Origin of the sequence: Ideonella alba, assembly GCF_018069875.1 — a bacterium.
In the GTDB taxonomy this organism is placed as follows: Bacteria; Pseudomonadota; Gammaproteobacteria; order Burkholderiales; family Burkholderiaceae_C; genus Ideonella; species Ideonella alba.
This window is the reverse complement of the sequence record NZ_JAGQDF010000005.1, coordinates 24,581-51,468: the sequence shown is the minus strand read 5'-3', so window position 1 is coordinate 51,468 and position 26,888 is coordinate 24,581. Positions and strand designations below refer to the sequence as shown.

27 protein-coding genes are annotated in these 26,888 nt (G+C 72.5%); 14 read left to right on the top strand and 13 right to left on the bottom strand.

Annotated features, from left to right (window positions below):
- The first annotated feature begins 52 nt into the window (after nt 1-52).
- Nucleotides 53-1,186, top strand: coding sequence for a substrate-binding domain-containing protein (locus KAK07_RS09785; protein ID WP_210856989.1), 1,134 nt, complete (start codon nt 53-55; stop codon nt 1,184-1,186).
- 6 nt (nt 1,187-1,192) lie between these two features.
- Here KAK07_RS09785 and KAK07_RS09780 read toward each other — a convergent pair whose 3' ends face one another.
- From KAK07_RS09780 to KAK07_RS09755, 6 genes are all read right to left on the bottom strand, one after another.
- Nucleotides 1,193-2,188 (bottom strand): quinoprotein relay system zinc metallohydrolase 1, encoded by a 996-nt coding sequence (locus tag KAK07_RS09780; protein WP_310740717.1) that lies wholly within the window; start codon nt 2,186-2,188, stop codon nt 1,193-1,195.
- The gene (locus tag KAK07_RS09775) at nt 2,185-2,979 is read right to left on the bottom strand and encodes a quinoprotein dehydrogenase-associated SoxYZ-like carrier (RefSeq protein WP_210860522.1); all 795 of its coding nucleotides are present in this window, start codon (nt 2,977-2,979) and stop codon (nt 2,185-2,187) included. Before KAK07_RS09775 ends, KAK07_RS09780 begins: the two co-directional genes overlap by 4 nt.
- Nucleotides 2,980-2,981: 2 nt before the next feature.
- On the bottom strand, nt 2,982-5,090 hold the full coding sequence (locus KAK07_RS09770) for a TonB-dependent receptor family protein (protein WP_210860519.1): 2,109 nt from the start codon (nt 5,088-5,090) through the stop codon (nt 2,982-2,984).
- A gap of 168 nt (nt 5,091-5,258) precedes the next feature.
- Nucleotides 5,259-6,260 carry an XdhC family protein gene (locus KAK07_RS09765; RefSeq protein ID WP_210860518.1) on the bottom strand — a complete coding sequence of 334 codons (1,002 nt, stop codon included), beginning with the start codon at nt 6,258-6,260 and terminating at the stop codon, nt 5,259-5,261.
- A 49-nt stretch (nt 6,261-6,309) separates the two neighbouring features.
- Nucleotides 6,310-6,936, bottom strand: a complete 627-nt coding sequence (locus KAK07_RS09760) for a LysE family translocator (RefSeq protein WP_210860517.1) — start codon at nt 6,934-6,936, stop codon at nt 6,310-6,312.
- A gap of 9 nt (nt 6,937-6,945) precedes the next feature.
- Nucleotides 6,946-7,296 carry an iron chaperone gene (locus tag KAK07_RS09755; RefSeq protein WP_210860513.1) on the bottom strand — a complete coding sequence of 117 codons (351 nt, stop codon included), beginning with the start codon at nt 7,294-7,296 and terminating at the stop codon, nt 6,946-6,948.
- Nucleotides 7,297-7,611: 315 nt separating this feature from the next.
- Here KAK07_RS09755 and KAK07_RS09750 point away from each other — a divergent pair, with 315 nt between their 5' ends.
- The 13 genes from KAK07_RS09750 to KAK07_RS09690 all read left to right on the top strand — a co-directional run bounded on the left by KAK07_RS09750 (nt 7,612) and on the right by KAK07_RS09690 (nt 22,762).
- Nucleotides 7,612-8,850, top strand: a complete 1,239-nt coding sequence (locus tag KAK07_RS09750; RefSeq protein ID WP_247664315.1) for an ABC transporter substrate-binding protein — start codon at nt 7,612-7,614, stop codon at nt 8,848-8,850.
- Nucleotides 8,851-8,866: 16 nt separating this feature from the next.
- Entirely contained in the window at nt 8,867-9,799 is a 933-nt protein-coding gene (locus KAK07_RS09745; RefSeq protein WP_210860510.1) for a carbohydrate ABC transporter permease, read from the top strand.
- Nucleotides 9,789-10,676 (top strand): carbohydrate ABC transporter permease, encoded by an 888-nt coding sequence (locus tag KAK07_RS09740; protein ID WP_210860508.1) that lies wholly within the window; start codon nt 9,789-9,791, stop codon nt 10,674-10,676. The genes KAK07_RS09745 and KAK07_RS09740 overlap by 11 nt, the downstream gene beginning before the upstream one ends.
- Before the next feature lie 11 nt (nt 10,677-10,687).
- The gene (locus KAK07_RS09735; RefSeq protein WP_210856980.1) at nt 10,688-11,830 is read left to right on the top strand and encodes an ABC transporter ATP-binding protein; all 1,143 of its coding nucleotides are present in this window, start codon (nt 10,688-10,690) and stop codon (nt 11,828-11,830) included.
- Between the two features lie 32 nt (nt 11,831-11,862).
- A complete protein-coding gene (locus tag KAK07_RS09730; protein WP_210856979.1) occupies nt 11,863-14,322 on the top strand; it encodes a family 20 glycosylhydrolase in 2,460 nt (819 codons plus the stop codon).
- Nucleotides 14,319-15,011: a GDSL-type esterase/lipase family protein gene (locus KAK07_RS09725; RefSeq protein ID WP_210856978.1), complete on the top strand. Its 693-nt coding sequence runs from the start codon at nt 14,319-14,321 to the stop codon at nt 15,009-15,011. The genes KAK07_RS09730 and KAK07_RS09725 overlap by 4 nt, the downstream gene beginning before the upstream one ends.
- Before the next feature lie 28 nt (nt 15,012-15,039).
- Complete coding sequence (locus KAK07_RS09720) at nt 15,040-16,284, top strand: ABC transporter substrate-binding protein (protein ID WP_310738713.1); 1,245 nt, start codon at nt 15,040-15,042, stop codon at nt 16,282-16,284.
- Between the two features lie 6 nt (nt 16,285-16,290).
- Nucleotides 16,291-17,007: a response regulator gene (locus KAK07_RS09715; protein ID WP_210856977.1), complete on the top strand. Its 717-nt coding sequence runs from the start codon at nt 16,291-16,293 to the stop codon at nt 17,005-17,007.
- Nucleotides 16,997-18,439 carry an ATP-binding protein gene (locus KAK07_RS09710; protein WP_310738712.1) on the top strand — a complete coding sequence of 481 codons (1,443 nt, stop codon included), beginning with the start codon at nt 16,997-16,999 and terminating at the stop codon, nt 18,437-18,439. Before KAK07_RS09715 ends, KAK07_RS09710 begins: the two co-directional genes overlap by 11 nt.
- A 198-nt stretch (nt 18,440-18,637) precedes the next feature.
- Nucleotides 18,638-19,762 (top strand): acyltransferase family protein, encoded by a 1,125-nt coding sequence (locus KAK07_RS09705; RefSeq protein ID WP_210856975.1) that lies wholly within the window; start codon nt 18,638-18,640, stop codon nt 19,760-19,762.
- Nucleotides 19,759-20,643, top strand: coding sequence for a glucosamine kinase nucleotide-binding domain-containing protein (locus tag KAK07_RS09700; RefSeq protein ID WP_310738711.1), 885 nt, complete (start codon nt 19,759-19,761; stop codon nt 20,641-20,643). The genes KAK07_RS09705 and KAK07_RS09700 overlap by 4 nt, the downstream gene beginning before the upstream one ends.
- Entirely contained in the window at nt 20,640-21,746 is a 1,107-nt protein-coding gene (gene nagA, locus KAK07_RS09695) for an N-acetylglucosamine-6-phosphate deacetylase (protein WP_210856974.1), read from the top strand. Before KAK07_RS09700 ends, nagA begins: the two co-directional genes overlap by 4 nt.
- A gap of 5 nt (nt 21,747-21,751) precedes the next feature.
- The gene (locus KAK07_RS09690) at nt 21,752-22,762 is read left to right on the top strand and encodes an SIS domain-containing protein (protein ID WP_210856997.1); all 1,011 of its coding nucleotides are present in this window, start codon (nt 21,752-21,754) and stop codon (nt 22,760-22,762) included.
- A 24-nt stretch (nt 22,763-22,786) separates the two neighbouring features.
- Here the strand turns inward: KAK07_RS09690 and frp are convergent, their stop codons facing one another.
- The 7 genes from frp to KAK07_RS09660 all read right to left on the bottom strand — a co-directional run bounded on the left by frp (nt 22,787) and on the right by KAK07_RS09660 (nt 26,887).
- Nucleotides 22,787-23,107 carry a fluorescence recovery protein gene (gene frp, locus KAK07_RS09685; protein WP_210856973.1) on the bottom strand — a complete coding sequence of 107 codons (321 nt, stop codon included), beginning with the start codon at nt 23,105-23,107 and terminating at the stop codon, nt 22,787-22,789.
- A gap of 34 nt (nt 23,108-23,141) precedes the next feature.
- Nucleotides 23,142-23,459, bottom strand: coding sequence for an addiction module antidote protein (locus KAK07_RS09680; protein ID WP_210856972.1), 318 nt, complete (start codon nt 23,457-23,459; stop codon nt 23,142-23,144).
- A gap of 2 nt (nt 23,460-23,461) precedes the next feature.
- Nucleotides 23,462-23,578, bottom strand: a complete 117-nt coding sequence (locus KAK07_RS25735) for an addiction module toxin RelE (RefSeq protein ID WP_310738710.1) — start codon at nt 23,576-23,578, stop codon at nt 23,462-23,464.
- Between the two features lie 47 nt (nt 23,579-23,625).
- The gene (locus tag KAK07_RS25730; RefSeq protein WP_310738709.1) at nt 23,626-23,757 is read right to left on the bottom strand and encodes a hypothetical protein; all 132 of its coding nucleotides are present in this window, start codon (nt 23,755-23,757) and stop codon (nt 23,626-23,628) included.
- 78 nt (nt 23,758-23,835) lie between these two features.
- A complete protein-coding gene (locus KAK07_RS09670; RefSeq protein WP_210856971.1) occupies nt 23,836-24,699 on the bottom strand; it encodes an endonuclease/exonuclease/phosphatase family protein in 864 nt (287 codons plus the stop codon).
- Nucleotides 24,696-25,544, bottom strand: a complete 849-nt coding sequence (locus KAK07_RS09665) for a glycoside hydrolase family 16 protein (protein WP_210856970.1) — start codon at nt 25,542-25,544, stop codon at nt 24,696-24,698. Before KAK07_RS09665 ends, KAK07_RS09670 begins: the two co-directional genes overlap by 4 nt.
- Nucleotides 25,541-26,887: a GH1 family beta-glucosidase gene (locus tag KAK07_RS09660; RefSeq protein WP_210856969.1), complete on the bottom strand. Its 1,347-nt coding sequence runs from the start codon at nt 26,885-26,887 to the stop codon at nt 25,541-25,543. The genes KAK07_RS09665 and KAK07_RS09660 overlap by 4 nt, the downstream gene beginning before the upstream one ends.
- Between the last annotated feature and the right edge of the window lies 1 nt (nt 26,888).

Below are 26,888 nucleotides of genomic sequence, written 5' to 3'. Positions count from 1 at the left end.
CGGCAAGGCGCCGCGCCGGGGCATCGGTTATCGTTCACCTTGGAACCTCCTCATGAAATCCCGCGGCGTCCATCTCCAGTACAGCTTCCAGTCGGACGGCCAGCGCGGCGCGGACATCCAGAACCCGCTGTTCGACCTGCTCTCGGCGCTGCGCCAGCACGGCTCGATCCAGCACGCGGCCACCGCCACCGGCGCCTCCTACCGCCACGTCTGGGGCGCGCTCAAGCAGTGGGAGCTGGTGATCGGCGAGCCGCTGGTGCTGTGGGCCAAGGGCCAGCCGGCGCGGCTGACGCCCTTTGCCGAGCGGCTGCTGTGGGCCGAGGCGCGCGCTCGCACCCGCATGACGCCGCACATCGAGGCGCTGCGCTCCGAGCTGGAGCGCGTGCTGGCCGAGGCGCTGGACGGCAGCCACCAGGTGCTCACCATCTACGCCAGCCATGACCTGGCGCTGCCGGCACTGCGCGAGTGCGCCGCCGAGCACCACCGCCTGCACATCGACCTGCGCTTTGCCGGCAGCATGGACGCGCTGCGCGCGCTGTCCGAGGGCCGCTGCACCGTGGCGGGCTTCCACGTCCCGCCGCTGGAGGACGCGCGCAACCTGTTCGCCGAGGCGCTCAAGCCGCTGCTCAAGCCCGGCGTGCACAAGTTGATCGGCTGCACCCGGCGCACCCAGGGCCTGATGGTGGCGCGCGGCAACCCGCTGCGCCTGCGCGGCCTGGCGGACCTGGCCAGCGGCTCGGTGCGCTTCATCAACCGCCAGGAAGGCTCGGGCACCCGGCTGCTGACCGATCACCTGCTGGCCCAGCAAGGCCTGTCCAGCAGCTTCGTGCCGCGCTACCACGAGGTGGTGGAGGACAGCCACCTGGCCGTGGCCGCGGCCATCGCCAGCGGCCTGGGCGATGCCGGCGTGGGCATTGCCGCGGCGGCCGAGCAGTTCGGCCTGGACCTGGTGCCGCTGGTCGAGGAAGACTACTTCCTGGTCTGCCTGAAGGATGCGCTGCAGCACCCGGCGGTGCAGCAGCTGTGCGAGGCCCTGGCCGGCGCACCGATGCACCAGGCCGTCTCGGCGCTGCCCGGCTATGCGCTGAACACGCCGGGCGAGGTGCTGTCGCTGACCCGGGCCCTGCCCTGGTGGCATTTCCGCACCCGCAAGGAAGCGCACGAGGCCCGCCACGCTGCCGAGTAGGCCTGATCAGCGCCGGGCCGCGGCGGCCAGCGCCTCGCGCTCGTAGCGCGGATACAGGTGGGCCACGTTGCGCACGTACTCGGTGCGGAACGCAGCCCAGGCGCGGAACTCTTCGGGCACGGGCGCGCGCAGAAGCTCGTTCATCTCCCAGCCCTGCTGCGCGGCGCGGCGGAAGTGGCCATCCAGCCACTGCAGGTAGCGCCGCGTCTGCGCCAGGCCGCGCGTGCCCTCGTGCACCGGTCCATGGCTGGGCACCACGGTGCGCAGGCCCTGGGCCTGCAGCGCATCCAGGCTGGCCAGCCAGTCGGGGATGCGGGCATGCGGCGTGGTGGGAATGCGGTCGGCAAAGACCAGGCCGCCGACGAAGGCCACGCCACTGGCGCGGTCGAACAGCACCAGGTCAGAGTCGGTGTGGCCGCGCCACTCGCGCAATTCCAGCTCGCGCGAGCCGATGCGCCAGCGCAGGCCCTCGGGCGGCACCACCAGGTCGGTGTCGGGCGCCAGGGTTTCGGTGCCCTTCATCCAGTCGCCGCACAGGCGGTAGAGGTTGGTTTCGTAGGCGGCCGCTTCGCGCGCCACGCCCGCCCGCGTGGAGGCGGTGGCGCGCCGTGGCACGTCGGCAAAGGCCTGGTCGCCCAGGAAGTAGTCGGGGTGCAGGTTCAGCTGCAGCACCTGCACCACCGGCTCGGGCGTGGTGCGGGCGATCAGGGCGCGCAACTGCTCGCCATACCGCCGGCTCGGGCCGGTGTTGATGACCACCACGCCTGCACCGGTGGCGATGAAGCCGGTGTTGATGATGTTGCAGCCATTGGCCACGCTGAAGTCGTCGTTCGCGCCTTCGACCACCCATACGCCAGGGGCCAGCGCACGCGCCTGCAGGCGGTAGTCCTGGGTGACCGGATCCGGCGCGGCCTGCACCCACGAAGGCAACGCGGCCAGCAGCACCAGCACCAGGGCCAGCCCCAACGCCCCCAGGGGCGTGCTGATCTGCGGCCACCTCACGGCAGTCGCCCGTCGATGCGGTTGCCGTTGTTGTCAGCCCCGACGATGCGCACGCCGCCCTCCGGCGGGCTGCGGAAATCCAGGCTGAACACCGGGTTCTCGCTGACCGGCTCGAAGGCCTGCAGCCGGGCCAGCTCGCGCCCCTGCCCGTCCTGCACCGACAGGCGGTTGACGAAGAAGGCCGGCACGCCGCCCACCAGGCCGGTGTCCATCGGGTGCATCACACGCAGGCGCAAGCGCGCCGCCGGGCTGGAGGGGCCTTCGCTCTGCAGCGCAAAGACGCGGCCGCTGAGCTCACCCAGAGTGCGCGACCAGCTGCCGTCCTTGCGGCTGTCACCGCTGACCGTGCAACCGCCGCCGGCCGAGTCGATCTCGGTGCCGCCGACGTGCCACACGCCATCGGCGGTGCGCGCGGCGGCGCGGATCGGCGAGGCCTGCTCCAGCTTGAAGCGCAGCGAGAGGCTGGGCAGCGCCAGCATCGGCTGGAAGGCCACCACCCGCTTGATCGGGTTGCGGTCGACCAGCACCAGGATCTGCTCGATCGGGCCCAGCGCCGGATCGACACGCACGCTCACCGGCACGTTCATCGGGTCTTCGGCGAAGGCCGGGGCCTGCACCTGCACCCGCTCGTCATAGACCACCCGGCCGCCGCCCAGGTACTCGCGGCGCATGTCGATCCAGACGTGCGAGCGGTAGGGGTCGCCCTCGAACTCATCGGCGCGCGCGCCCAGGCCGCCGGCCAGCGCGGCTGCCGCCCCGAGCCAGCGCAGGCAGTCGCGACGCACCGGCATGGTCAGCGCCCCAGTCCCAGGCGCAGGCCCAGCAGCACGCTGCGCGGCGCGCCCGGCTCGAAGAAGCGGCCGTTGCCGTCGTTGACGATCACGCTGCCGGCATAGGCGCGGTCGGCCAGGTTGTCGACGCGCGCCAGCAACTCGGCGCGGGTGCCGTCGGGCAGCGTGTAGGCCTTGCGCCAGCGCAGCGCCAGCACGCCGTAGCCGCCGGCAAAGTCGGTGTTGCGGTCGTTCACCGCCACCCTGCCGGCGCCGCGCGCTTCCAGGCCGAACTCGCCCCAGCGCGCATCACGCCAGGCCAGCTCGGCAAAGCCGGTGCTGCGCGGCGCACCGGCCACGCGGTTGCCGGCCGCCACATCGGCGGTGGGCGCGGTACAGGGCGTGCCCGCGCAGGTCTTGAAGGCGTCCAGGTAGGTGGCGTCCAGCCAGGTCAGCGCGGTGGCCGCGCGCCAGCCGCTGGCCGGGCGCCAGGCGGCGGACAGCTCGGCGCCCTGGCGGCGGGTGCGGCCCACGTTCTGGAAGCTGGAGCGGCCGCCGCTGTTGGTGGCGGTGCTCAGTTCGTCGTCGACCTGGGTGTGGAACAGCGTTGCATCGAGCTGCCAGGCCTGGGCGCGCCAGCGCGCACCCAGCTCGGCCTGGCGGCTGGTCTGGGCCTTCAGCGCGGTGTTGAAGCCGCCCTGGCCATCGGGCCGGTAGGCCAGCTCGCCCAGCGTGGGCGCCTCCACACCCCGGGCCACGCTGGCATGCAGCTGCCAGCCCGGCGCCACCTGCCAGCGCAGGCCCAGCACCGGGTTGGTGTAGGTGTAGCGGACCTCGCCGGAATCGTCGCCATTGGCCAGGTAGGCGTCGTCGGCCGACAGGCTGACCTTGCCGTGGCGCAGGCCGGCGCTCAGCGCCAGCGTGGGGTTCAGCTGCCAGTCGGCCTGGGCGAAGACGTCGCGCGTGTCGGCGCGGTCCACCTCGTCACGCCGCAGCCGGCCGGTCACGCCCAGCGTGCTGCCGATGAAGTTCTCATAGCCGCGGCGGTCATCGCGCTGGCTGTCCAGCGCCGCACCGACCACCAGGTCCAGCGCGTCCCAGCCCCAGCGCAGCCGGGCCTCGGCGCCATGGAAGCCGCGGTCGAAATCGACCACGCCGCCGCCATGGCGCGGGCTGCCCTGCGCCGCCACCGGGATGGCCTGCCACTGCGTGACGCTGCGCTGGCCGCTGTAGCCCGCCAGGCTCGCCTCGCGCAGCGCGCCGGCGTCGAAGCGGTGCGTCCAGCTGCCGCCCACCTGGGTCTGGGCCAGTTCCTTGCGGGTGTTGAAGTCGATCGCCACCTGCGTGGTCTGGTAGGGATCGGCGTTGAAGTCGGCGCGGTTCAGGCCCAGCGCGTCCTGCGCGTTCTGGCGCAGGTGGTTGAGTTGCAGCACGACGCGGTCGTTGCCCTCTTCCCAGGCGCCGCGCAGCGTGCCCAGCGTGCGGTTGGCGGCGCTCTGCGGCCGGAAGCCGTCCAGCGTCATCTGTGTCAGCGAGGCGCGCACGCCGATGCCCGCGCTGGTCAGGGCCCCCACCGAGGCCCGCACCTGACGCAGACCGTCGCTGCCGCCATCGACGCTGAAGTCGGCCTCGGGGCCCTTGACCGGTGCGCTGAACAGCGAGATCACGCCGCCCGAGCTGTTGCCGTAGAGCGCCGAGAACGGCCCGCGCAGCACCTCGATGCGCTGCGCATTGACCAGGTCGAATTGCGAGACCTGACCCTGGCCGTCGGGGCCGCTGGCCGGGATGCCGTCGGTGTACAGGCGGATGCCACGCACGCCGAAGCCGGCCCGCGCGCCAAAGCCGCGGGCGCTGATCTGCAGGTCCTGGGCGTAGTTGCTGCGGTTGTTGACGACGATGCCGGGCACGCGGCCGATGGCCTCGCTGAGGTTGATGCCCGGGCCGGCGGCGCTGATCGTGTCGCGGTCGACCACGCCGATCGCGAAGGGCACCAGGTCGGCGGCGCGCGGCGCGGCGCTGCCGCTGACCACCACCTGGGTGGCGGCGGCGTCCTGGGCCTGGACGGACGGGAAACAGGCGGCCAGCACGGCCAGCGCGACAGGGCGGAGCAGGGAACAGTGGTGTCGAATCATGGGGCGCGATTGAGCAGCAGCCGAAACGGCCGCGATCTGATCCGCATCAGACCCGGACGGCGCGCGCCCGCAAAGTTCGCGAAAACCCCGATCAATGCGCCAGGACGTGACACTGCCCGGCGCGCGCCACGGCGCCCCGGGGATCAGGGCTTGCCCCAGGTGTGGGGGCTACACCACGCAGCCGGCCGTGACGCTGGTCGCCGCGCCGCCCACGAAGCGGGGCTCGGGGATCTCCCAGCCGTAGCGGATGGCCGTCAGCTCGGCCAGGATGGACACCGCGATCTCGGGCGGCGTGCGCGCGCCGTTCTTGATGCCCACCGGGCCGTGCAGCCGCGCCAGCTCGGCCTCGGTCATGCCGAAGTGCTCGGCCAGGCGCTGCTTGCGCTTGGCCTGGTTGACGCGCGAGCCAATCGCGCCGACGTAGAAGCAGGGGCTCCTGAGCGCCTCCATCAGCGCCAGATCGTCCAGCTTGGGGTCGTGGGTCAGCGCGATCACCGCGGTGTGGGCGTCTGGCTTCATCGCGATCACCGCGTCGTCGGGCATCTCGCGGGTGCGCTGCACGCCGGGCAATTCGGGCAGGTACTCCTCGCGCGGGTCGCAGACCGTGACCTGGTAGTCCAGCGCCTGCGCCATCTGCGCCAGGTAGACCGTCATCTGGCCGGCGCCGATCACCATCAGCCGCCAGTGCGGGCCGTGCGTGGAGACCAGCGTGGTCTCGTCCAGCAACACGGTGTCGGCACCCTCGGCCGAGGCCAGCTTCACCGCCCCGCTGCGCAGATCCAGCGTGCGCCGCACCCGCTGGCCATCGGCCAGGCGCTGCAGCAGGTCCTCGACCAGGCTGTGCGACGCCAGCGGCTCCAGCACCAGCTCCAGCGTGCCGCCACAGGGCAGGCCGAAGCGCGCGGCCTCGTCGCCCGACACGCCGTAGCGCACCACCTGTGGCGCGTCGGCCACCAGGGCCTTCTCGCGCATGCGGGCGATCAGGTCGTCCTCGATGCAGCCGCCCGACACCGAACCGGCGATCTGGCCGTCATCGCGCACCGCCACCACCGAGCCCACCGGCCGCGGCGCCGAGCCCCAGGTGCGGGTGATCGTGCCCATCACCACCGCATGTCCAGCCTCGCGCCAGGTCACGACCTGGCGCAGCACCTGCAGATCCACATTGTCCATCGCCGGATTCTGGACCCGTCGTCAGGTTCCTGCAGGCGGCGGGACAAGCTCACCCACGCCACGCCTGCCAGCTGCTCCACAGCAGCCGCAGGCCAAAGCCGCCCACCACCGCCGCCGATACCCGGTTGAACACCCCGGCGTGGCGCAGCCAGGCCTGCTGCACCGCCGGCTGGGACAAGGCCAGCGCCAGGCCGCCGTGCCACAGCAGCGAGTTGCCGAACACCAGCGCCACGGCAGCCGCCTGCAGCGCCAGTGCCGGCTGCGGAGGCATCGCGGTGGCGAACACGCTGGCGTAGAACAGCGCGATCTTCGGGTTCAGCATCGCGGTGGTGAAGCCCACGCGGGCCGCGGCCCAGCGCGACAGCCCCTCGGCCTGGGCCTGCGCGGTGGGCGAGCCGGCCGAGGCCCACAGCCGCCAGGCCAGCTGAAGCAGGTACAGCCCACCCGCCACCTGCACCGCGTCGCGCAGCAGCGGGTGCGCGGCGAACACCACGCCCACGCCCAGCACCGCCAGCAGCGCCCAGCTCAGCGTGCCCGCCGTCATGCCGGCCACCGCGGCAAAGGCACGGTCGCGCTGGCCGCTGGCGGCCAGCTGGCCCAGCAGCACGAAGTTGAAGCCGGGCACCAGCAGCACGGCCCAGTGCAGCACGGCGATGGTGGCGAGCGCAGCGGTCATCAAGCCATGCTACCCGCGCAGCTCAGCCAGCCGCGCCTGCACCACCGCCTCGATCAGGTCCATCGGCAGCGGCTGGTCATGGCGGAACTGCAGGTTGCCCTTCGGGCCCGCCCAGGGCGCCAGCCGCGCGCGCAGCGCCGCGTCCCGCACCGGCGGGTACAAGCCGATGTGTTGCCTGAAGGCGGCGTAGTGAAGCACCACGCCGCCGCGAAACATCGTCGGCATGCGGTAGCTCAGACGCTCCTGGCCATCGGGCACGCAGCGCTGCAGCAGCGCGCGGATGTCGCGCAGGCGCTGGCGCACGGCCGCATCGGGCCAGTCCTCGATCCAGGCCTGCACGGCCGCTGCGCCTTCGTCCATCACGGTCTGCCTCCGGGGTCCATGGTGCACGACGAAGCAGGCCGGCGCCGATCGACGGCTCAGCGCCCTGTCGGGCGGGCGCAACGCGCAAGCGCCGCGCCGTTGGCTATTTTTTGTAAGCGCTGAAGCACGGGCCGAGACCCGCCGCCCAGCCAGTCCCGGGTCAGACCCGGGCCTGCGTTAAGAAGCGTAAGCGCCGGCCCACCGGCCCCGCCGCAGCCCCGGGTGGCTGCCCATGCCGGTGCGGCCGGGCGATGCTAGCCTGCGCCACCGAAGACGCGGTTGCCACGCGTCCGACCGATGGAGACCCTGTTGATGCGCACGCCCCTCCTGGCCACCCTGCTGGCGGCCACCCTGCTCGCCCCGGCCCAGGCCGGCACGCTGACGATCGAGAGCTGGCGCGTCGACGACAAGGCGCTGTGGGAAAGCACGCTGATCCCCGCCTTCCAGCGCAAGCACCCGGGCGTCGAGGTGAAGTTCGCCCCCACCGCGCCCACCGAGTACGACTCCAGCCTGTCGGCCCGCCTGACCGGCGGCACCGCGGGCGACCTGATCGCCTGCCGACCGTTTGACGTGTCGCTGGCGCTGTACAAGAAGGGCCACCTCGAGAAGCTCGACGGCCGCCCCGGCATGGAGAACTTCCCCGCCAGCGCCAAGGTGGCCTGGCAGACCGATGACGGCAAGGACAGCTACTGCATGCCGATGGCCTCGGTGATCCACGGCTTCTTCTACAACAAGGCCATCTTCCGCAAGCTCTCGCTGCAGCCGCCCAGGACCGAGGCCGAGCTGTTCACGCTGCTGGAGACCGTCAAGAAGGCCGGCGGCATCGCCCCGCTGGCGCTGGGCACGGCCGACCAGTGGGAGGCCAACCAGATCGTCTTCACCAACCTGGGCCCGAACTACTGGCAGGGTGAGGCCGGCCGCAAGGCGCTGATCGCCGGCCAGGCCAAGTTCACCGACCCGGCGTTTGAAGGCGTGTTCGAGCTGATGTCGCGCCTGGGCGCCTACCTGCCCAAGGGCGCCAGCGCGCAGACCTATGGCGACAGCCAGAACCTGTTCGCGCTGGGCCGCGCCGCGGTCTACCCGGCGGGCTCCTGGGACATCGCCTACTTCAACCAGCAGGGCGTGGAGTTCGGTGCCTTCCCGCCACCGGTGCGCAAGGCGGGCGACAAGTGCTTCATCTCCGACCACACCGACATCGGCATGGGCATCAACCGCAAGTCGAAGAACAAGGAAGACGCGCAGAAGTTCATCACCTGGCTGGGCTCGCAGGAGTTTGCCGATCTGTACACCAACAAGGTCACCGGCTTCTTCTCGCTGTCCAACCACCTGATCGCGGTGCGCGACCCGGTGGCCAAGCAGATGATGGACTGGCGCACCCAGTGCGGCTCCACCATCCGCCTGAACAGCCAGGTGCTCAACCGCGGCACGCCGCCGATGGAGAACGAACTCTGGAACGTCGGCGCGCAAGTGCTGAACGGCAAGCTCGCGCCCAAGGACGCCGCCGCGCGCCTTCAGTCGGGGCTGGCCAAGTGGCACAAGCCGGCGCAGTGACGCTGCCTGGCCGCGCATGAGTCGTCTGCGCCCGTCGCCGCCGGTCCAGCGCTGGGTGCTGGCCGTGTTCTTGCTGCCGGCGGTGGCGGTCTACGCCGTCTTCAGCGCGCTGCCGCTGCTCGACACGCTGCGGCTGGGCCTGTTCGTCGCCGACGACAGCGGCGCGGCCCGCTTCGCCGGCCTGGCCAACTTCCACACGCTGCTGACCGACCCCGACTGGTCGGCCGCGTTCTGGAACGCGATGGGCAACAACCTGCGCTTCTTCGTGATCCACATGCTGGTGCAGAACCCGATCGCGCTGGGCCTGGCCGCGCTGCTGAGCCTGCGCGGCCTGCGCGGTGCCGCCACCTACCGCACGCTGATCTTCCTGCCCACGCTGCTGTCGGTGGTGATCATCGGCTTCGTCTGGCAGCTGATGCTGTCGCCGCTGTGGGGCCTGGGCGAGCGGATGCTGGGCTGGGTGGGCCTGGCCGAGCAGTTCCAGCCCTGGCTGGGCCAGGAAGAGACCGCGCTGACCACGATCGCGCTGATCTCGGTGTGGCAGTACGTGGGCATGCCGATGATGCTGATCTACGCGGCGCTGATCGCCGTGCCCGAGGACATCATCGAAGCGGCCCATGTCGAAGGCGCCAGCGCCTGGCGCATCTTCTGGGCGATCCGGCTGCCGCTGGTCTACCCCACGCTGGGCCTGGTCACCATCCTCACCTTCGTGGGCAACTTCAACGCCTTCGACCTGATCTACTCGGTCAAGGGCGCGCTGGCCGGACCGAACTTCTCCACCGACCTGCTGGGCACACTGTTCTACCGCACCTTCTTCGGCTACCAGGCGCAGATCGGCAGCCCGCAAATGGGCGCGGCGGTGGCCACGCTGATGTTCCTGGTGATCCTGGGCGGCGTGGGCCTGTACTTCGCGCTGGTGCAGCGCCGGCTGGTGCGCCATGCCCTCTAGCCCGGCCTCGCGCAAGCCACCGCTGCTGAACCGGCCGCAGCCGCTGGGTGTGGGCCCCGGCCTGGGCCGCGCCGGCGTGCACGCGCTGCTGCTGGCCTATACGCTGGTGGCGCTGTTCCCGATCGCGCTGGTGCTGATCAATGCGGTGAAGTCGCGCGCCGCGATCTTCGACGATCCGCTGTCGCTGCCCGACGCCGCCAGCCTCTCGTGGGTCGGCTTCAACAAGGTGCTGGCCGCCACCCACTTCGCCCAGTACTTCGGCAACAGCCTGGTGGTGACGCTGGGCTCGCTGGTGCTGATCCTGCTGTTCGGTGCCATGGCCGCCTGGGCCCTGACCGAGTACGACTTCCGTGGCCGGCGCCTGCTGGGGCTGTTCATGGCCTTCGGCATCATGATCCCGATCCGCCTGGGCACGGTGTCCATCCTCGAGCTGGCGGTGCAGCTGGACCTGGTCAACACACTGACGGTGCTGGTGCTGGTCTACACCGCCCAGGGCCTGCCGCTGGCCGTGCTGATCCTGTCCGAGTTCATCCAGCAGGTGCCGGGCGAGCTGAAGGACGCGGCGCGCTGCGACGGCGTGGGCGAACTGCGCATCTTCTTCCAGGTGGTGCTGCCGCTGATCCGCCCCGCCGTGGCCACGGTGGCGGTGTTCACGATGATCCCGGCCTGGAACGACCTGTGGTTCCCGCTGATCCTGGCGCCGTCCGAGCCCACCCGCACCGTCACGCTGGGCGTGCAGCAGTTCATCGGCCAATATGTCACCGACTGGAATGCGGTGCTGGCGTCGCTGACGCTGGCGGTGCTGCCCATCCTCGTGCTGTACGCGCTGTTCTCGCGCCAGCTCATCCGCGGCCTGACCTCAGGCGCCGTCAAGTAAAGCCCTCCCTCATGGCCCGCGTCCGCCTCTCCCGTCTGCGCAAATCCTACGACGGCCGCACCGATGTGCTGGCCGGCATCGACCTGGACATCGCCCACGGCGAGTTCGTCGTGCTGCTGGGCCCCTCGGGCTGCGGCAAGTCCACGCTGCTGCGCCTGCTGTGCGGGCTGGAGCCGATCACCGAGGGCACGCTAGAGATCGGCGACCGCGTCGTCAATGACCTGCCTCCCGCGCAGCGCGGCATCGCCATGGTCTTCCAGAGCTATGCGCTCTACCCGCACATGACGGTGTGGAAGAACATGGCCTTCGGCCTGAAGATCGCCGGCCAGGACAAGGCCGAGATCGATGCGCGCATCCGCCGCGCCGCCGCCATTCTGAAGATCGAGCACCTGCTGGAGCGGCTGCCGCGGGAACTGTCCGGCGGCCAGCGCCAGCGCGTGGCCATCGGCCGCGCCATCGTGCGCGAGCCGCAGCTTTTCCTGTTCGACGAGCCGCTGTCCAACCTGGACGCCGCGCTGCGCGTGCAGACCCGGCTGGAGATCGCCAAGCTGCACCGTCAGCTCGACGCCACCATCGTCTACGTCACCCACGACCAGGTCGAGGCGATGACCCTGGGCGACCGCATCGTGGTGATGCACGAGGGCCACATCCAGCAGGCCGGCACGCCGCTGCAGCTCTACCAGCAGCCGGCCAACCTGTTCGTCGCCGGCTTCATCGGCTCGCCGAAGATGAACCTGCTGCCCGCCCGCGTGCTGGCGGCCGCCGCCGACGGTGTGGTGCTGAGCCTGGGCGATGGCGCCCAGGTACGGGCGGCAGTCGATGGCCGGGGCGTGGCCGTCGGCAGCGCGGTGACGCTGGGCCTGCGCGCCGAACACGCCCGCGCCGGCCACAGCGCCAGCGAGCGCTTCAGCGGCCGCGTGCAGGCGGTCGAGCACCTGGGCGAATCCAACCACATCTACCTGGCCCTGGCCGATGGCAGCGAGCTGGTGATCCGTGGCGAGGGCGACCGCCCGGTCGATGCCGACGCGCCGCTGCATTTCTCCGCTGACCCGGCCGCCTTCCACGTCTTCGACGAGCGCGGCCAGGCGCTGACACGCTTGCAGCCCGGCAACCTGGTCTCCAGCGGCCGCGCCCGCGCCACGGGGGCCGCATGACGCCGCGCGCATGCCGCCAGGCGTGGGCCGCGATGGCCCTGGTCCTGCTGGGCCCCGCGGCGCTGGCCACCCCCGCCACGCTGCAGTGGTCGGTGCTGCGCAACGGCCCGGTGGCCGGCCACCCGGACCCGCTGGGCCTGCTGGAGCTGCAGCTGAGCCTGCCCGCCGACCTGGCGCTGCCGGCCACCGGCTGGTCGCTGTACCTCAGCACGGTCTCGGGCCTGCGCACCGGTCCCACCGAGGGCGGCCTGCTGGTGGAGCCGGTCAAGGGCACGCACTACCGGGTGCGGCCCATCCAGCCCCAACCGGTGGCCGCCGGCCAGACGCTGACGCTGCGCTTGCTGGCGGCCGAGCCCATGCACCGCGTCGACAAGGGCCCGCGCGGCGCCTACCTGGTGCTGGACGCCGAGCCCGACCGCGCCTGGCCCCTGGCCACCACCGCCCGCGCACTCGTGCCCGGCCCGGGCGACCCCCAGCCACCCACGGCGGCCGAGCTGTATGCGCGCTACCAGCGGCCGGCCCCGGCCGATGCGACGGCGCTGCCGCCGGTGTTTCCGCCGCCGCTGCATTGGCAGGCCGGCGCGGGCGAACTGCGCTGGCGCGCCCGCCCCGCGCTGCAGGCCGCGCCCGCGCTGCGCGCCCAGGCTGATCAACTGAACCGCTGGCTGGGCGCGCGCTGGCCCGGCCCGGTCGATGCCTCGCAGCCACCGCTGCGCCTGCGCGTGGGCGCAGTGCCCGGCAACGCTTCGCCCGAGGCCTACCGGCTGCAGATCCACCCGCAGCGCGGCATCACGCTGACCGGGCGCAGCCCGGCCGGCGTGGCGCGCGGCCTGTCCTCGCTGCGCGACCTGTGGCCCGCCCCGGGCGCCGCCTGGCCGGCGCTGGACATCACCGATGCGCCGCGCTTCGCGGTGCGCGGCCTGCTGGTCGACATCGCGCGCAACTTCCAGTCGCCCGACACGCTGAGCCACACGCTGGCGCTGATGGCCCGCCTGAAGCTCAACACGCTGCACCTGCACCTGAGCGACGACGAGGGCTGGCGCCTGGAGATCCCCGGCCTGCCCGAGCTGACCGACTTCGGCGCCCGCCGCGGCCACAGCGCCGATCCCTGGCGCCACCTGCCGCCGGCCCATGGCTCGGGCGCCGACGTGGCCGACCCGCACGGCAGCGGGCATCTCAGCCGGGCCGACTACATCGCGCTGCTGCGCGAGGCCGCGGCGCTGCAGATCACCGTGCTGCCCGAGATCGAGATGCCCGGCCACGCCCGCGCCGCCGTCTGGGCCATGGCCGCGCGCGAGCGCGCACTGGCCGCGCAAGGCCGGCCCGATGCCGCCCAGTACCGCCTGCGCGACCCGGACGACCCCTCGGTCTACCGCTCGGCCCAGCTGCACACCGACCATGTGATCGACCCCGGCCTGCCCGGCACCTACGCCTTCATCGACAAGGTGCTGGGCGAGATCGCCGCGATGCACCGCGAGGCCGGCGTGCCGCTGCGCCGCATCCACCTGGGCGCCGACGAGCTGCCTGGCCGCGCCTGGAGCGCCTCGCCGGCCAGCCTCGAGACCATCCGCCGGCTGGGCCTGGGTGACCGCGACGGCCTGTGGAACCACTTCTACCAGCGTGTCGACGCCATCGCCCGGCGCCACGGCGCGCGCGTCGATGGCTGGGAGGAGCTGGGCGCGGTGCGCCGCCCGCACGTGAACAGCAACGGCCCAGGCAGCCGGCTCGAGCCCAACCCGGTGTTCCGCGGCCGCGGCATGCGGCTGTTCGTCTGGAACAACCTGGACGACTCCGACGACCTGGCCTACCGCCTGGCCAATGCCGGCCACGACGTGGTGCTGGCGCCCGCCACGCGCCTGTACTTCGACATGGCGCATGACGCCGAGCCCAACGAGGTGGGCGTCAACTGGGCCGCGCTGACCGACCTGCAGCAGACCTGGTCCTATGTCCCGCTGGACGACCTGCGCGCCCGCCCCACCGACCCCACCCCGCTGCCCGGCCGCGCGGCACTCACCGCCAGCGGCCGTCGCCATGTGCTGGGCCTGGAGGGCACGCTGTTCTCCGAGGTGGTGCGCGAGCCCGCCACCATGCAGCGCCTGCTGCTGCCGCGCCTGCTGGCACTGGCCGAGCGCGCCTGGTCGGCCGACCCCGCCTGGGCGCGCAGCCGCGTGCCGGCGGACGCCGCCGCCGGCCATGCGCAGGACTGGGACCGTTTCACCCGCCAGGTGGGCACCCAGGTGCTGCCGCGGCTGCTGAGCGAGCAGCCGGGCCTGGCCTACCATGTACCGCCCCCGGGCCTGCAGGTGGACGGCGCACGCACCCGCAGCGCCACCGCCTGGCCCGGCCTGCAGGTGCGCTACACCACCGACGGCAGCGAACCCGGCCCCGACAGCCCGCTGGCCGGCCCCGACGGCATTCCCGCCACCACCGGCGTGCGCGCCGCCGCCTTCGGCCCGGGCGGCCAGCGCAGCCGCACCATCGCCCTGCCATGATGCGTCACCGCCTGCTCCTGTCCCTGCTGCTGGTCCTGCCGCTGATGAGCACCGCCGCCACCCCGCCCGACGACTGGGCCCAGCTGGGCCGCTTCCGCGAGGCCAACGCCGCGCTGGGCGCGCCGCGCGCCGACGAGGCCCGCGTGGTCGTGCTGGGCGACTCGATCACCGAGCACTGGAGCCACGACGCGCCCGATCCCTTCGGCCCCGGCGGCTGGATCAACCGCGGCATCAGCGGCCAGACCACGCCGCAGATGCTGCTGCGCCTGCGCCAGGACGTGATCGCGCTGGCGCCGCGGGTGCTGGTGATCATCGCCGGCACCAACGACATCGCCGGCAACACCGGCCCCACCACCGTGGAGGCCATCGCCGGGAACATCGCCTCGATGGCCGAGCTGGCGCGCGCACACGGCATCCGCGTGGTGATCGGCACCGTGCCGCCGGCCAGCCGGTACTGGTGGGCGCCCGAGATCGACCCGCGCACGCGCATCATCGAGCTGAACCACCTGCTGCGCCGCTACGCCCAGCAGCAGGACCTGGTGCTGCTGGAGCTGCACACGCCGCTGGCCGATGCCGACGGCGGCATCGCCAAGGCCCTGGCCGAGGACGGCGTGCACCCCACCGCCGCCGGCTACCGCGTGATGAGCGCCGCCGCGCGCGAGGCCGTGCAGCGCGCCCTGACCCGCTGACGCGCCGGTCTGGGCAGACAATGCCGCCGTGCGCCTCGTCCTGTCCACCCTCCTGCTGACCCTGCCGCTGGCCGCCGCCGCTGCCACGCCGCTGCAGGTGCTGCACTGGTGGACCTCGGCCAGCGAGCGCCGCGCGGTGGAGGTGCTGGCCGCGCATGCCGCGGCCGAGGACATCGCCTGGCGCGATGCCGCCGTACCCGGCGGGGCCGGCCAGGGCGCCGGCAAGGTGCTGCGCAGCCGCGTGCTGGCCGGCGACGCGCCCGACGCCACCCAGCTCATCGGCCGCTCGATCGCCGACTGGGCCGAGGTGGGCGTGCTGCTCGAACTCGACAATGTCGCCGGCACCTGGCCGCAGCAGCTGCTGCCCCCGGTGGCCGCGCTGCTGCGCCACCGCGGCCACACGGTGGCGGTGCCGCTGGGCATCCACCGCGCCAACGCCTTGTACCTGCACAAGCCCACCTTCGACCGCCTGGGCCTGAAAGCCCCCACCACCTGGGCCGAGCTGGAACGCACCGCCGCCGCGCTGCAGGCCGCCGGCGTGGTGCCGTTGGCGCAGAGCAGCGAGCCCTGGCAGGTGGCCGGCCTGGCCGAGGCGATGATCCTGGCCGAAGGCGGCGTGGCCCTGCACCGCGCGCTGTTCGTGCGCCACGACCCCGCCGCCGCGGCCGACCCGCGCCTGGCCACGGCGCTGCGCCGCCTGCGCCAGCTGCGCGGCTGGATCGGCGGCGCCGCCGCTGACCGCCCCTGGACCGACGAGGTCCGCCGCCTGCAGCGCGGCGACGCGGCCATGCTGATGATGGGCGACTGGGCCAAGGGCGAGCTGCTGGCGCTGGGCGCCCGGCTGGACCAGGACGTGGTCTGCAGCACCTGGCCCGGCACCCAGCGCCTGCACCTCTACAGCATCGATTCACTCGGCATGTTCACCAACGACTACGCCCGCAGCCCGGCGCAGGAGCGCCTGGCGCGTCTGCTGGTGACGCCGGCGGTGCAGGCCGACTACAACGCGGTCAAGGGCTCGGTGCCGGTGCGCCGCGACACCGACCCGGCCCGGCTGGATACCTGCGCGCGCGACTCCTGGCTGAGCTTCGCCCAGGGCAGCGCGCAGCGCGCGCCCAGCATGGTCCACCGCATGGCCACCGACGAGGCCAGCAAGGAGGCGCTGATCGACGAACTGCGCCGCTTCTTCCTGGACGACCAGGCCACGCCCGCCTCCCTGCAGCAGCGCCTGGCCGCGGTGCTGCGCACCCTGCCCCAACGCGCCACGGACGACTGAAGACCCATGGGACGCCAGATCCTTGTCGTCGACGACGACCAGAAGACCCGCCAGCTGCTCAAGACCTACCTCGAGAAGAACCAGTTCGAGGTGCTGGTGGCCCACGACGGCGCCAGCTTCATGGCCGAATTCCTGCGCCATGCCGACGAGCTGGCGCTGGTCATCCTGGACGTGATGCTGCCCGACACCGACGGCTTCGCGCTGTGCCGCGAGGTGCGCGCCCGCGCGCCCAAGGTGGCCATCATCATGCTCACCGCCAGCGCCGACGAAACCGACCGCGTGGTCGGCCTGGAGATCGGCGCCGACGACTACATGGCCAAGCCCTACAGCCCGCGCGAGCTGCTGGCGCGCATCAAGGCCATCCTGCGCCGCAGCGGCGCCGAGCAGTCGCCCGCGCTGCGCTTTCACCGCTTCGCCGGCTTCACGCTGGATCTGGTCGAGCGCACCGTGGTCGATGCCCAGGGCCAGCCGGTGGTTCTGACCGGCCTGGACTTCCAGCTGCTGCGCTGCTTCGTCGAGCACCCCGGCGTGATCCTCGACCGCGACCAGCTGTGCGAGCAGACGCGCGGCCGCGAATCCGGCCCGCTGGACCGCTCGCTCGACGTGCAGATCAGCCGCCTGCGCCTGCGCCTGGGCGACGACGGCAAGCAGCCGCACCTGATCAAGACGGTGCGCGGCGCCGGCTATGTCTTTGCCGCCGAGGTCGTCTCCGGTGCCGTCTGACGCACGCGGCGGCTGGCCGACCTCGATGATGGGTCGGCTGTCGCTGCTGCTGGTCGGCGGCGTGCTGGTGGTGCAGCTGGCGCTGGGCGCGCTGTGGAACGCCCAGTTGCGCGCCGACCGCCGCGCCGAGGCCGAGGCCGCCGCCCAGGTGCTGGGCCACGGCGCGGCGCACACCATCCGCTCGCTGCGCAGCGTGCCGGCCAGCTACCGGCCGCTGGTGGTGCAGCAGCAGCGCGACATGGGCGGCGCGCGCTTCCTGCTGTGGTTGAACGACGCCCCGGTGCCGGTGCAGCCGATCGCCCCGGCCGCGCTGGCCGAGCAGGCGCTGGCCTCGCTGGCGCGCACCCTGCACGCCGACCTGGCCAGCCTGCCGGGCCTGCAACTGGCCTTTTCCTGGCCGGGCGAGGTGCAGGTCAGCCCCGCCGGGGCGCGCCTGGTGGAGCTGCCTGAGCTGTGGGCCCAGCAGCTGCTGCTGCCGCAGCCGGCGCCGGTGCTGCTGGTGCAGACCGAGCTGGAGCCCGGCCACTGGCTGCTGCTGGCCACACTGATGCCCAACCCCTACTTCCTGGACGGCAGCGACGCCTTCAGCGCCGAGCGCCTGCTGCTGCCCGGCATCTCGCTGGCGGTGGCGCTGCTACTGCTGATGCTGTTCGTGCTGCGCGGCATCATCCGCCCGCTGGCCCGGCTGTCCGACGCCGCCACCGCCATCGGCCAGGGCGAGCCCATGCCGGCACTGCCCGAGACCGGCAGCCGCGAGTTCATCAACACCGCGCGCGCCTTCCGCGCGATGCAGCAGCGCATCCACAACTACCTGGAGGACCGCGAGCGCCTGTTCGTCGCCATCTCGCACGACCTGCGCACGCCGATCACCCGGCTCAAGCTGCGCTCGGAACTGCTGGACGACGACACGCTGCGCACCGAGTTCGAGGAAGACCTCGACGAGCTCGACATGATGGTCAAGGGCGCGCTGCAGAACGTCAGTGACAGCGACATCCACGAGGACGTGGTGGACGTGCGCCTGGATGCGCTGATCGCCCGCCTGGTGCGCGGTGCGCAGCTGTCGGGCCAGGCGGTGGCCTTCACGCCGGCGGGCCTGACGGTGCGCGCCAAGCCGCTGGCGCTCAAGCGTGCGCTGGGCAACCTGCTGGACAACGCGCTGTTCTACGGCGCGCGGGCCGAGATCAGCGTGCGCCGAGACGGCCCGCACACCGAGATCGCCGTGCGCGACCACGGCCCCGGTGTGCCCGACGAGGCCCTGCCGCGCCTGTTCGACCCGCACCTGCGCCTGTCGCATGGGCGCGAGCACAACGCGGGCGGCATGGGCCTGGGCCTGGGCATCGCGCGCAGCCTGGTGCAGGCGCAGGGCGGCGAGTTGCTGCTGGCCAACCACCCCGAGGGCGGATTCGTGGCGCGGATCCGACTGCCGGCCTGATCCGCGGGCCGCGGCCGGGCAAGTTTTTGTAATCTTCGGTGAGGCATCGCGCCGCGCGCACGCGCGGCCCTGGCCCGGCGGGGTAATGATGCGTAAGGGCGCCGCGCGCCGCACGCGGTGAATCAGGCACTTGCACCGGGGGGCCCCGGTGGCCGGGCCTCTGGCCTCGGCGCGCCGGGGATGCTAACTTGGGCACCGATGTCCACCGCCCACCCGTCCACCGCCCCCTCGCGTTCATTGGCGCTGGACGTGATGCGCGGCCTGACGGTGGCGCTGATGATCGTGGTCAACATGTCGCTCAGCGAGCAGCTGTCCTACGGCCAGCTGCTGCATGCGCGCTGGCACGGCTTCACGCTGACCGACCTGGTCTTCCCCAGCTTCCTGTTCATCGTGGGCGCGGCCATGGCCTTCTCGCTGGAGCGCAGCGCGCAGGCCGGCCGCGGCGCGGCCTTCGCGCGCGTGCTGCGCCGCTCGGCCCTGCTGTTCGGCTGCGGACTGTTGCTCTACTACTTTCCGTTCGTCCAGCAGGGGGCCGATGGCAGCTGGTCGCTGCGGCCGCTGGCCACCGCGCGCATTCCCGGCGTGCTGCAGCGCATTGCCCTGTGCCAGGCGCTGGCCGCCGCCGTGCTGCTGTGGGGCGGGCGGCGCGGCGCCATCGTCTTCAGCGGGTTGGTGCTGCTGGGCACCTGGGTGGTGCTGCTGACCGGCGGCGACCTCACGCTGGAGGGCAACGCCGCGCGCCGGCTGGACCTGTGGGTCTTCGGCGCCGGCCACATCTACCAGGGCGAAGGCCTGCCCTACGACCCTGAAGGCCTGCTGGGCACCGCCGCCGCCACCGTGCATGTGCTGGCCGGCTACGGCGCCACCCGCTGGCTGCGCGCCGCGCCGGCGCAGCCCCTGGCGCGGCTGGTGGTGCTGGGGGCCGCCAGCGTGGGCCTGGCCCTGGCCTGGGACCCGCTGCTGCCGATCAACAAGAAGCTCTGGACCCCCAGCTACGTGGCGCTGACCATCGGCCTGGACCTGTTGATCCTGGCGGCACTCACCGCGCTGATCGACCGCCGCGGCTGGCGTCGCGGCCTGTGGGTGTGGCAGGTCTTCGGCCTGAACCCGCTGGCCATCTACCTGCTCAGCGAGGTGGGCAATGCGGTGCTGTGGCTGACGCCGGTGCAGGGCACGTCGCTGATGGAGTGGCTCTACCAGCACGGCTTCCAGTCCTGGGCCGGCGACAAGCCCGGCTCGCTGCTCTACGCGCTGGCCTACACCGCCGCCTGCTGGCTGCCGGGCTGGTGGCTGTGGCGGCGCGGCATCGTGGTGCGGCTATGACGATGCCCCGCTACCTGGCCGGCGTGGATGGCGGCGGCACCGGCACGCGCGTTCGGGTGACCGACGTCGCCGGCACCCCGATCGGCCACGGCCGCGCCGGTGCATCGGCGCTGATGCACGGCATCCCCAGCGCGTGGCAAGCCGTGCGCGACGCCTTGGCCGACGCCTTCGCCCAGCAAGGCCAGCCGATGCCGCCCTGGTCCGAGATCGCGCTGGGCCTGGGCCTGGCCGGTGCCAACAACCCGCCCTGGGCGGCGGCCTTCGTGGCTGCCGACCCCGGCTGCGCCGCGCTGTGCCTGGCGAGTGACGCGCTGACCACACTGCTGGGCGCCCACGGCGGCGCGCCCGGCGCGGTGGTGGCCATGGGCACCGGCAGCGTGGGCCTGCGCCAGGATGCCCACGGCGCCCGGCGCGACGTGGGCGGCTGGGGCTTCCCGGCGGGCGATGAAGGCAGCGGCGCCTGGCTGGGCCTGCGCGCCGCCGCGCATCTGCAGCAGGTACTGGACGGCCGCGCCAGCGCCGACGCGCTGTCCCACGCCGTGGCCCAGCGCTGCGGCGCCGACCCCGACACCCTGCGCACCTGGCTGGGCCAGGCCAGCCAGGGCCACTTCGCCAGCCTGGCTCCGCTGGTGCTGGATCACGCGCCCAGCCACGCGCTGGCGCGCGCCTGGGTGGAACAGGCCGCGCGGGAGGTGGTGCGCCTGGCCGATGCCCTGGTGCCCCAGGGCGAGCTGCCGTTGTCGCTGTGCGGTGGCCTGGCCGCGCCACTGATGCCCTGGCTGCCCGAATCCTTCCGCCGCCGCCTGCAGCCGCCCCGCGGCGACGCGGCCGACGGCGCCCTGATCCTGCTGCGCCAGCACCTGGCGCACACTGACGCATGACCTTGCACACCCTGCACGCCAATGTGCTGACGCCCGAGGGCTGGCGCCTCGGCCCGCTGCGCTTCGACGAGCGCATCCAGGCCATCGACGGCGCGCCCATCGCCCAGCCCGACCCCGCGCTGCCGATCGCCCTGCCCGGCTTCATCGACCTGCACGTGCACGGCGGCGGCGGCGCCGACACCATGGAAGGCGCCGCCGCCGTGCGCACCCTGGCCCGGCTGCATGCGCGCCACGGCACCACCGCACTGCTGGCCACCACGATGACCGCGCCCACGGCCGATGTGCAGCGCGCCCTGGACGGCATCGCCGCCGCCATGGCCAGCGGTCCGGGTGACGGTGCCCGCGTGCTGGGCGTGCATCTGGAAGGCCCCTGGCTCAGCCCGCAGCGCCTGGGCGCTCAGCCACCCGACACCCACGCCGCCACGCTGGCTGAGCTGGACGACTTCTGCGCCCGCGCCACGCTGCGCGTGGTCACGCTGGCGCCCGAGGAGGACGGCCACCTGGCGCTGATCCCGCAGCTGGTGGCGCGCGGCCTGCGCGTGCAGATCGGCCACAGCGAGGCCAGCTACGAGCAGGGCGTGGCCGCGCTGGCCGCCGGTGCCAGCGGCTTCACCCACCTCTTCAACGCCATGTCCGGCCTGCACCACCGGGCCCCCGGCCTGGTGGGCGCGGCGCTGGCCCACGCCCAGCATGCCGAGCTGATCCCCGACGGCCTGCATGTGCACCCCGGCGCGCTGCTGGCCGCGCTGCGCGCCATCCCGCGCGTGTTCGCGGTGACCGACGCCACCGCCGCCGCCGGCATGCCCGAGGGCGAGTTCCGCCTGGGCCGCCAGACCGTGCACCACTGCGCCGGCGGCGTGCGCCTGGCCGACGGCACGCTGGCCGGCAGCGCGCTGACCATGGACCGCGCGCTGCGCCACCTGGTCGGCCTGGGCCTGAGCCTGGCCGAGGCCAGCGACCGCGTGTCGCGCTTCCCCGCCGACTACCTGGGCGAGACCGAGCGCGGCCGCCTCGCCCCCGGCGCCCACGCCGATCTGGTGCTGCTGGACGCACGGCTGGGCGTGCAGGCGGTCTACGTGGCCGGCCGGGAGCTGCCCCGATGAGCCGCATGCGCGACGAAGCCCTGGAGGCCGCTGCCGCGGTCGAGCGCCAGGGCATTGACGAGGACGCGCGCCTGGCCGCGCTGGGCCGCCACCTGGCCGCCTTGTCACCCGCGGTGACGCTGACCCTGGCCCGCGGCAGCAGCGACCACGCCGCCAGCTACCTGGCCTACCTGGTGATGGCGCGCCTGGGCTGCGTGGTGGCCTCGCTGCCGCTGTCGCTGCTGACTTTGGGCCAGGCCCCGCTGCGCACCGCCGGCGCACTGGCCGTGGCCGTGTCGCAATCGGGCCAGAGCCCCGACGTGGTCGAGCCGATGCGCGCGCTGCGCGCCAGCGGCGCCTGCACCGTGGCCCTGGTCAACGACACCACATCCCCGCTGGCCCAGGCCACCGAGTGGACCATCGGCTTGCACGCCGGCCCCGAGCGCAGCGTGGCCGCCACCAAGAGCTTCATCGCCAGCCTGGCCGCCGCCGCCCGCCTGGTGGCCCACTGGCAGGACTCCGCCGCCCTGCACGCCGCGCTGGCCGAACTGCCGCACGACCTGACCCGCGCCGCCCAGACCGACTGGTCGGCCGCCCTGCCCGTGCTGCAAAGCGCCCGCCACCTGATGGTGGTGGGCCGCGGCCTGGGCCTGTCGGTGGCGCAGGAGGCCGCGCTGAAGTTCAAGGAAACCTCGGCCCTGCAGGCCGAAGCCTTCAGCAGCGCCGAAATCCGCCACGGCCCGATGGCCCTGGTCGAACCCGGCTACCCGTTGCTGGTCTTCGCGCTGCGTGGACCCACGCAACCGGGCCTGCGCGCGCTGGCCGCCGACATGCGGCAGCGGGGTGCCGCGGTGCTGCTGGCGGCACCGGCCGATGTGCCCGAACGCGATCTGACGCTGCCCACGGCCACGCTGCCGGAGTTGGATCCGGCGTGCGCGATCCAGGCGTTCTACGGGATGGCGGCGCAGTTGGCCCAGGCGCGGGGGATGGACCCGGACCAGCCGAGGCATCTCAGCAAGGTGACGAAAACGGTGTAGTGAGACGAGCTCTGCCACGGCCCGCTAGAGGCCGCCGACATGCTTGATCAGCGCCTGCTTGTCTTCCGACAACCCAGCCAATTGCGCCTCCTGGATCCGTCCCTCGCGCAACAGGCGACCGAACACGATGATCAGTTGCGAGTACCGGTAGTCATATTTGGCGTCGATCTCGCGTTGCCGGTCAGCCAGGAAGGGCTGAATGGCCCACATCGCCTCGGGGCTCGACACCGCCGCTGCCCGGGCCTTGAACTGGGCCAGTGTGTCAGCCAGTTCCGCATCGAGCGCCTGGTCAAACAGGCGACGTGACAGGCTCTTCTCGGCCTGCGTCCACGTCAGGTTGTGCATCGCGCTCGCCAATGAGGGTCCACCGGGTGTGCGCTCACGCCGGCTGGGCGTGCAGGCGAACACCGAGCGCACGCGCCACCTTGAGCACCGTGGCGAAGCTGGGATTTCCGCCTTCGCTGAGCGCACGATAAAGGCTCTCGCGGCTCAGGCCAGCCTCCTTGGCGACCAGGCTCATGCCCTTGGCGCGAGCGATGTCACCCAGTGCGCGTGCAATGCCGGACACGTCATCGGGAGCGTCCTCGAGCCAGGCATCCAGATACGCCGCCATCTCCTCAGGCGTGCGCAGATGCTCGGCCACATCGTACGAGGACGTCTTGACCTTGGGGGTCGACTTGCGGGCAGCAGTGGCCATATTCACTCTCCGTACAACTGGGCCAGGCGAATGGCCCTGGCAATGTCCTTGGACTGGGTCGACTTGTCACCGCCGATGAGCAGCAACAGCAAGCGGTCACCGCGCTGGGTGTAGTACACACGGTAGCCTGGGCCCACATCGACCTTGAGCTCCGAGACGCCGTGAGTCAGGCAATGCGGTGCGCGCCCGGATTGCCATGGACGAGCCTGTCGACACGCATCAGGATGCGCGCACGCCCGGCAGTGTCCTTGAGGCTGTCAATCCACTCGCGATACTCGTTCGTCTTCTCGACGCGCATGGCCGGATTGTAGCCCAAAAGCTACATCCGGAACCATCTTGTGCATGGCACTGAATGCCTCGCCCGGAGCGTGACGAGTCATCGCCCGCCGTTGCTGCCCGCCGAAGCCCGCCCACCCCAGCGTACCGTCAACACCAACGGAAAGTGGTCACTGGTATAGCGCCCCCGCAATGAATCGGTCAGCACCGCATAGTCCAGCACCCGCACCCCCGGGCTGACGAAGAGGTAGTCGATGCGCTCCTCCGCCGCCGCATCCCACTGGAACGCATTGAAGGTGCCCATCGGCCCATAGGGTGGTGACTCGCTCAGCTCGCGCGCATCGCGCAGCGCGGCCCGCATGATCGCCACCGGCTCGCTGTCGGGGGTGGCGTTGAAGTCGCCCAGGCACAGCACCGGCAGGCCCTGGGACAGGGCCTTCACCCGCTCGACCAGCAGCCGCGCCGATTCGCGGCGCGACACCGCGGCCTCGTGGTCGAAGTGGACCGAGAAGGTGATGAAGCGCTGGCCGCTGGCGCGGTCGCGCAGCCGGGCCCAGGTGGCCAGGCGGTGGCAGCAGTTCGAATCCCAACTCATCGACGGTTTGTCGGGCGTGGCGCTGAGCCAGAAGTCGCCGTGGTCCTCCAGCGCCAGGCGCTCGCGGCGGAAGAAGATGGCCGAGTGTTCGCCACCCTCGCGGCCATCGTCGCGGCCCACCCCCACGCGGGCCCAGCCGGGCATGGCTTCCAGGTCATGGATCTGGTCGATCAGGCCTTCCTGCGTGGCCACCAGGTCCAGGCGGTGGTAGCGGATCAGGGCCTTGACCTGCTCGCGGCGGTGCGGCCAGGCGTTGGGGCCGTCCTCGGGCTCGTTCAGGCGCAGGTTGTAGGTGGCCACCTTCAGCGGCGGTGCGGCCTGCGCGGCGCCGACCAGGCCCAGCAGCAGCGCCAGCAGCCAGGCCCTCATCGGGCGCTCCCCGCCTGCCACACCCGCACATGGTCCACCGCCATCGTCACCGGGAAGATGCTGTCGTCCACGCGCCCGCCCAGGTCACCGCCGATGGCGATGTTCAGCACCAGGAACTGCGGGCGGTCGAAGGGCCAGGCGTCGCCGCCGTGGTTGAGGTAGCGGTAGTGCGCCACGCCGTCGATGCCGAAGTCGATGTGCGTGGGCGTCCAGTGCATCTGGTAGTCGTGGAAGGCGGTGCACACGTCGGTCAGCGTGCGCTCGGCCCCGCTGCCCCAGGCGCCGCTGCCGGCCTGGGTGTGCACGGTGCTGAAGACGCGGTCGGGTCGCTCGCCGATCTGCTCCAGGATGTCCAGCTCACCATCGGCCGGCCAGCGCCCGCCGCTGCCCACCATCCAGATCGCCGGCCAGGTGCCCTGGCCGCAGGGCAGCCTGGCGCGGATCTGGAAGAAGCCGTAGGTCCAGTCGCCTCGTCCCTTGGTGATCAGCCGTGCCGAACTGTAGGGCTGGCCGCCCCAGTCGGGCTGCTCGCGCAGCGCTTCGCGGCGGGCGGTGATGTGCAGTTGGCCGCCCTGCACCACCGCGTTCTCGGCGCGGCGGTCGCTGTAGTACTGGGCCTCCTTGTTGTACCAGCCCTCGCGGTTGCGGTGGGTGTCGTGCACCCAGCGCGCGGGGTCGGGCAGGCCGTCGCGGTCGAACTCGTCGGACCAGACCAGCGTGTAGCCGGCGGGCACGGCCAGGCGCTCGGGCAGCGGCGCGGTGAGCGGCTGCACGCGCTGGGGCGGGCTGCTGCAGCCGGCCAGCGCCAGCAGCGCGGCGCACAGGGCGGTGGCCAGCGCCTTCATGCGCGGGCTCCGGCGCGCCAGCGCGTCAGCGCGTCGCGGTAGGCGCGGGCGCTGGCCTTGGGGGTGCGCGCCAGGGTGGCGTAGTCGACATGCACGATGCCGAAGCGCTTGGCATAGCCGCTGGCCCATTCGAAGTTGTCCATCAGACTCCAGACGAAGTAGCCGGCCAGCGGCACGCCCTCCTGGGCGGCGCGCACCACGGCGGCGATGTGGGTGCGCAGGTAGTCGATGCGGTCGTGGTCGTGCACCAGACCGTCGGCCTGCACCGGGTCGGGGAAGGCGCCGCCGTTCTCGGTGATGTAGGTGGGGGGCAGCGCGTAGTCGCTGTGCAGGCGGGTGAGCAGCGCGTGGAAGCTGTCTGGGCAGATCTCCCAGCCCATGTCGGTCACCGGCAGGCCGTGCGCGGCCGGGTCCCAGGGTCCGGCGCTGCTGGACACGTTGCGGGTGTAGTAGTTGACCCCCAGCCAGTCCAGCGGCTGCGCAATGGCCGCCAGGTCGGTCGGTTCCATGCGCGGCGCGTCGCGCCCCAGATCGGCCCACACGTCCTCGGGGTAGCGGCCCCGCAGCAGCGGGTCCATGTACCAGCGCAGACCGCGGCCGTCCTGCAGGTGCGCCAGCGCCTGGTCGGCCGGGTCGGGGGTGGCCGGATCCTGCGGCGACATATTCAGCACGATGCCCAGCGGCGCGGTGGCGCCGTCGGCACGCAGGGCCTGCAGCGCCAGGCCATGACTCAGCAGCAGGTGGTGGCTGACCTGGGCAGCGGCGGCGCGGCTCTTCTGGCCGGGCGCGAAGATGCCCAGCTCATGGCCCAGGGTGGCGATCACCCAGGGCTCGTTGTGCGTGGCGATGCTGGCCAGCCGGTCGCCCAGGCGGCGCTGCACACCGCGCGCATAGTCGACAAAGCGGTGCACGGTGTCGCGCGCCACCCAGCCGCCCTGGGTCTGCAGCACCTGCGGCAGATCCCAGTGGTACAGCGTGGCGAAGGGCTGGATGCCGCGCGCCAGCAGTCCGTCGACCAGCCGGTCGTAGAAGCCCAGACCCTCCTCGCTCCACGGCCCCCAGCCCTGCGGCTGCACGCGCGGCCAGCTGATCGAGAAGCGGTAGGCGTCCACGCCCAGGCTGGCGATCAGGTCCAGGTCCTCATCCAGGCGGTGCACATGGTCGCAGGCCACGCTGGCGTCGCTGCCGTCGGCGATGGCGCCGCTCTGGCGGCAGAACACGTCCCAGATCGACTCGCCCTTGCCGTCGTCGTGGGCGGCGCCCTCGATCTGGAAGGCGCTGGTGGCCACGCCCCAGACGAAGTCGCTCGGCAGGCGGTGCTCGGGATCGATGGGCAGGCTCATG

Bases quoted from the DNA above. Each gene is read 5' to 3' on its own strand.
- KAK07_RS09785 (WP_210856989.1), top strand. From the start codon at position 53: ATGAAATCCCGCGGCGTCCATCTCCAGTACAGCTTCCAGTCGGACGGC.
- KAK07_RS09775 (WP_210860522.1), bottom strand. From the start codon at position 2,979: ATGCCGGTGCGTCGCGACTGCCTGCGCTGGCTCGGGGCGGCAGCCGCG.
- KAK07_RS09770 (WP_210860519.1), bottom strand. From the start codon at position 5,090: ATGATTCGACACCACTGTTCCCTGCTCCGCCCTGTCGCGCTGGCCGTG.
- KAK07_RS09765 (WP_210860518.1), bottom strand. From the start codon at position 6,260: ATGGACAATGTGGATCTGCAGGTGCTGCGCCAGGTCGTGACCTGGCGC.
- KAK07_RS09760 (WP_210860517.1), bottom strand. From the start codon at position 6,936: ATGACCGCTGCGCTCGCCACCATCGCCGTGCTGCACTGGGCCGTGCTG.
- KAK07_RS09755 (WP_210860513.1), bottom strand. From the start codon at position 7,296: ATGGACGAAGGCGCAGCGGCCGTGCAGGCCTGGATCGAGGACTGGCCC.
- KAK07_RS09750 (WP_247664315.1), top strand. From the start codon at position 7,612: ATGCGCACGCCCCTCCTGGCCACCCTGCTGGCGGCCACCCTGCTCGCC.
- KAK07_RS09745 (WP_210860510.1), top strand. From the start codon at position 8,867: ATGAGTCGTCTGCGCCCGTCGCCGCCGGTCCAGCGCTGGGTGCTGGCC.
- KAK07_RS09740 (WP_210860508.1), top strand. From the start codon at position 9,789: ATGCCCTCTAGCCCGGCCTCGCGCAAGCCACCGCTGCTGAACCGGCCG.
- KAK07_RS09735 (WP_210856980.1), top strand. From the start codon at position 10,688: ATGGCCCGCGTCCGCCTCTCCCGTCTGCGCAAATCCTACGACGGCCGC.
- KAK07_RS09730 (WP_210856979.1), top strand. From the start codon at position 11,863: ATGGCCCTGGTCCTGCTGGGCCCCGCGGCGCTGGCCACCCCCGCCACG.
- KAK07_RS09725 (WP_210856978.1), top strand. From the start codon at position 14,319: ATGATGCGTCACCGCCTGCTCCTGTCCCTGCTGCTGGTCCTGCCGCTG.
- KAK07_RS09715 (WP_210856977.1), top strand. From the start codon at position 16,291: ATGGGACGCCAGATCCTTGTCGTCGACGACGACCAGAAGACCCGCCAG.
- KAK07_RS09705 (WP_210856975.1), top strand. From the start codon at position 18,638: ATGTCCACCGCCCACCCGTCCACCGCCCCCTCGCGTTCATTGGCGCTG.
- KAK07_RS09700 (WP_310738711.1), top strand. From the start codon at position 19,759: ATGACGATGCCCCGCTACCTGGCCGGCGTGGATGGCGGCGGCACCGGC.
- nagA (WP_210856974.1), top strand. From the start codon at position 20,640: ATGACCTTGCACACCCTGCACGCCAATGTGCTGACGCCCGAGGGCTGG.
- KAK07_RS09690 (WP_210856997.1), top strand. From the start codon at position 21,752: ATGCGCGACGAAGCCCTGGAGGCCGCTGCCGCGGTCGAGCGCCAGGGC.
- frp (WP_210856973.1), bottom strand. From the start codon at position 23,107: ATGCACAACCTGACGTGGACGCAGGCCGAGAAGAGCCTGTCACGTCGC.
- KAK07_RS09680 (WP_210856972.1), bottom strand. From the start codon at position 23,459: ATGGCCACTGCTGCCCGCAAGTCGACCCCCAAGGTCAAGACGTCCTCG.
- KAK07_RS25730 (WP_310738709.1), bottom strand. From the start codon at position 23,757: ATGCGCGTCGAGAAGACGAACGAGTATCGCGAGTGGATTGACAGCCTC.
- KAK07_RS09670 (WP_210856971.1), bottom strand. From the start codon at position 24,699: ATGAGGGCCTGGCTGCTGGCGCTGCTGCTGGGCCTGGTCGGCGCCGCG.
- KAK07_RS09665 (WP_210856970.1), bottom strand. From the start codon at position 25,544: ATGAAGGCGCTGGCCACCGCCCTGTGCGCCGCGCTGCTGGCGCTGGCC.
- KAK07_RS09660 (WP_210856969.1), bottom strand. From the start codon at position 26,887: ATGAGCCTGCCCATCGATCCCGAGCACCGCCTGCCGAGCGACTTCGTC.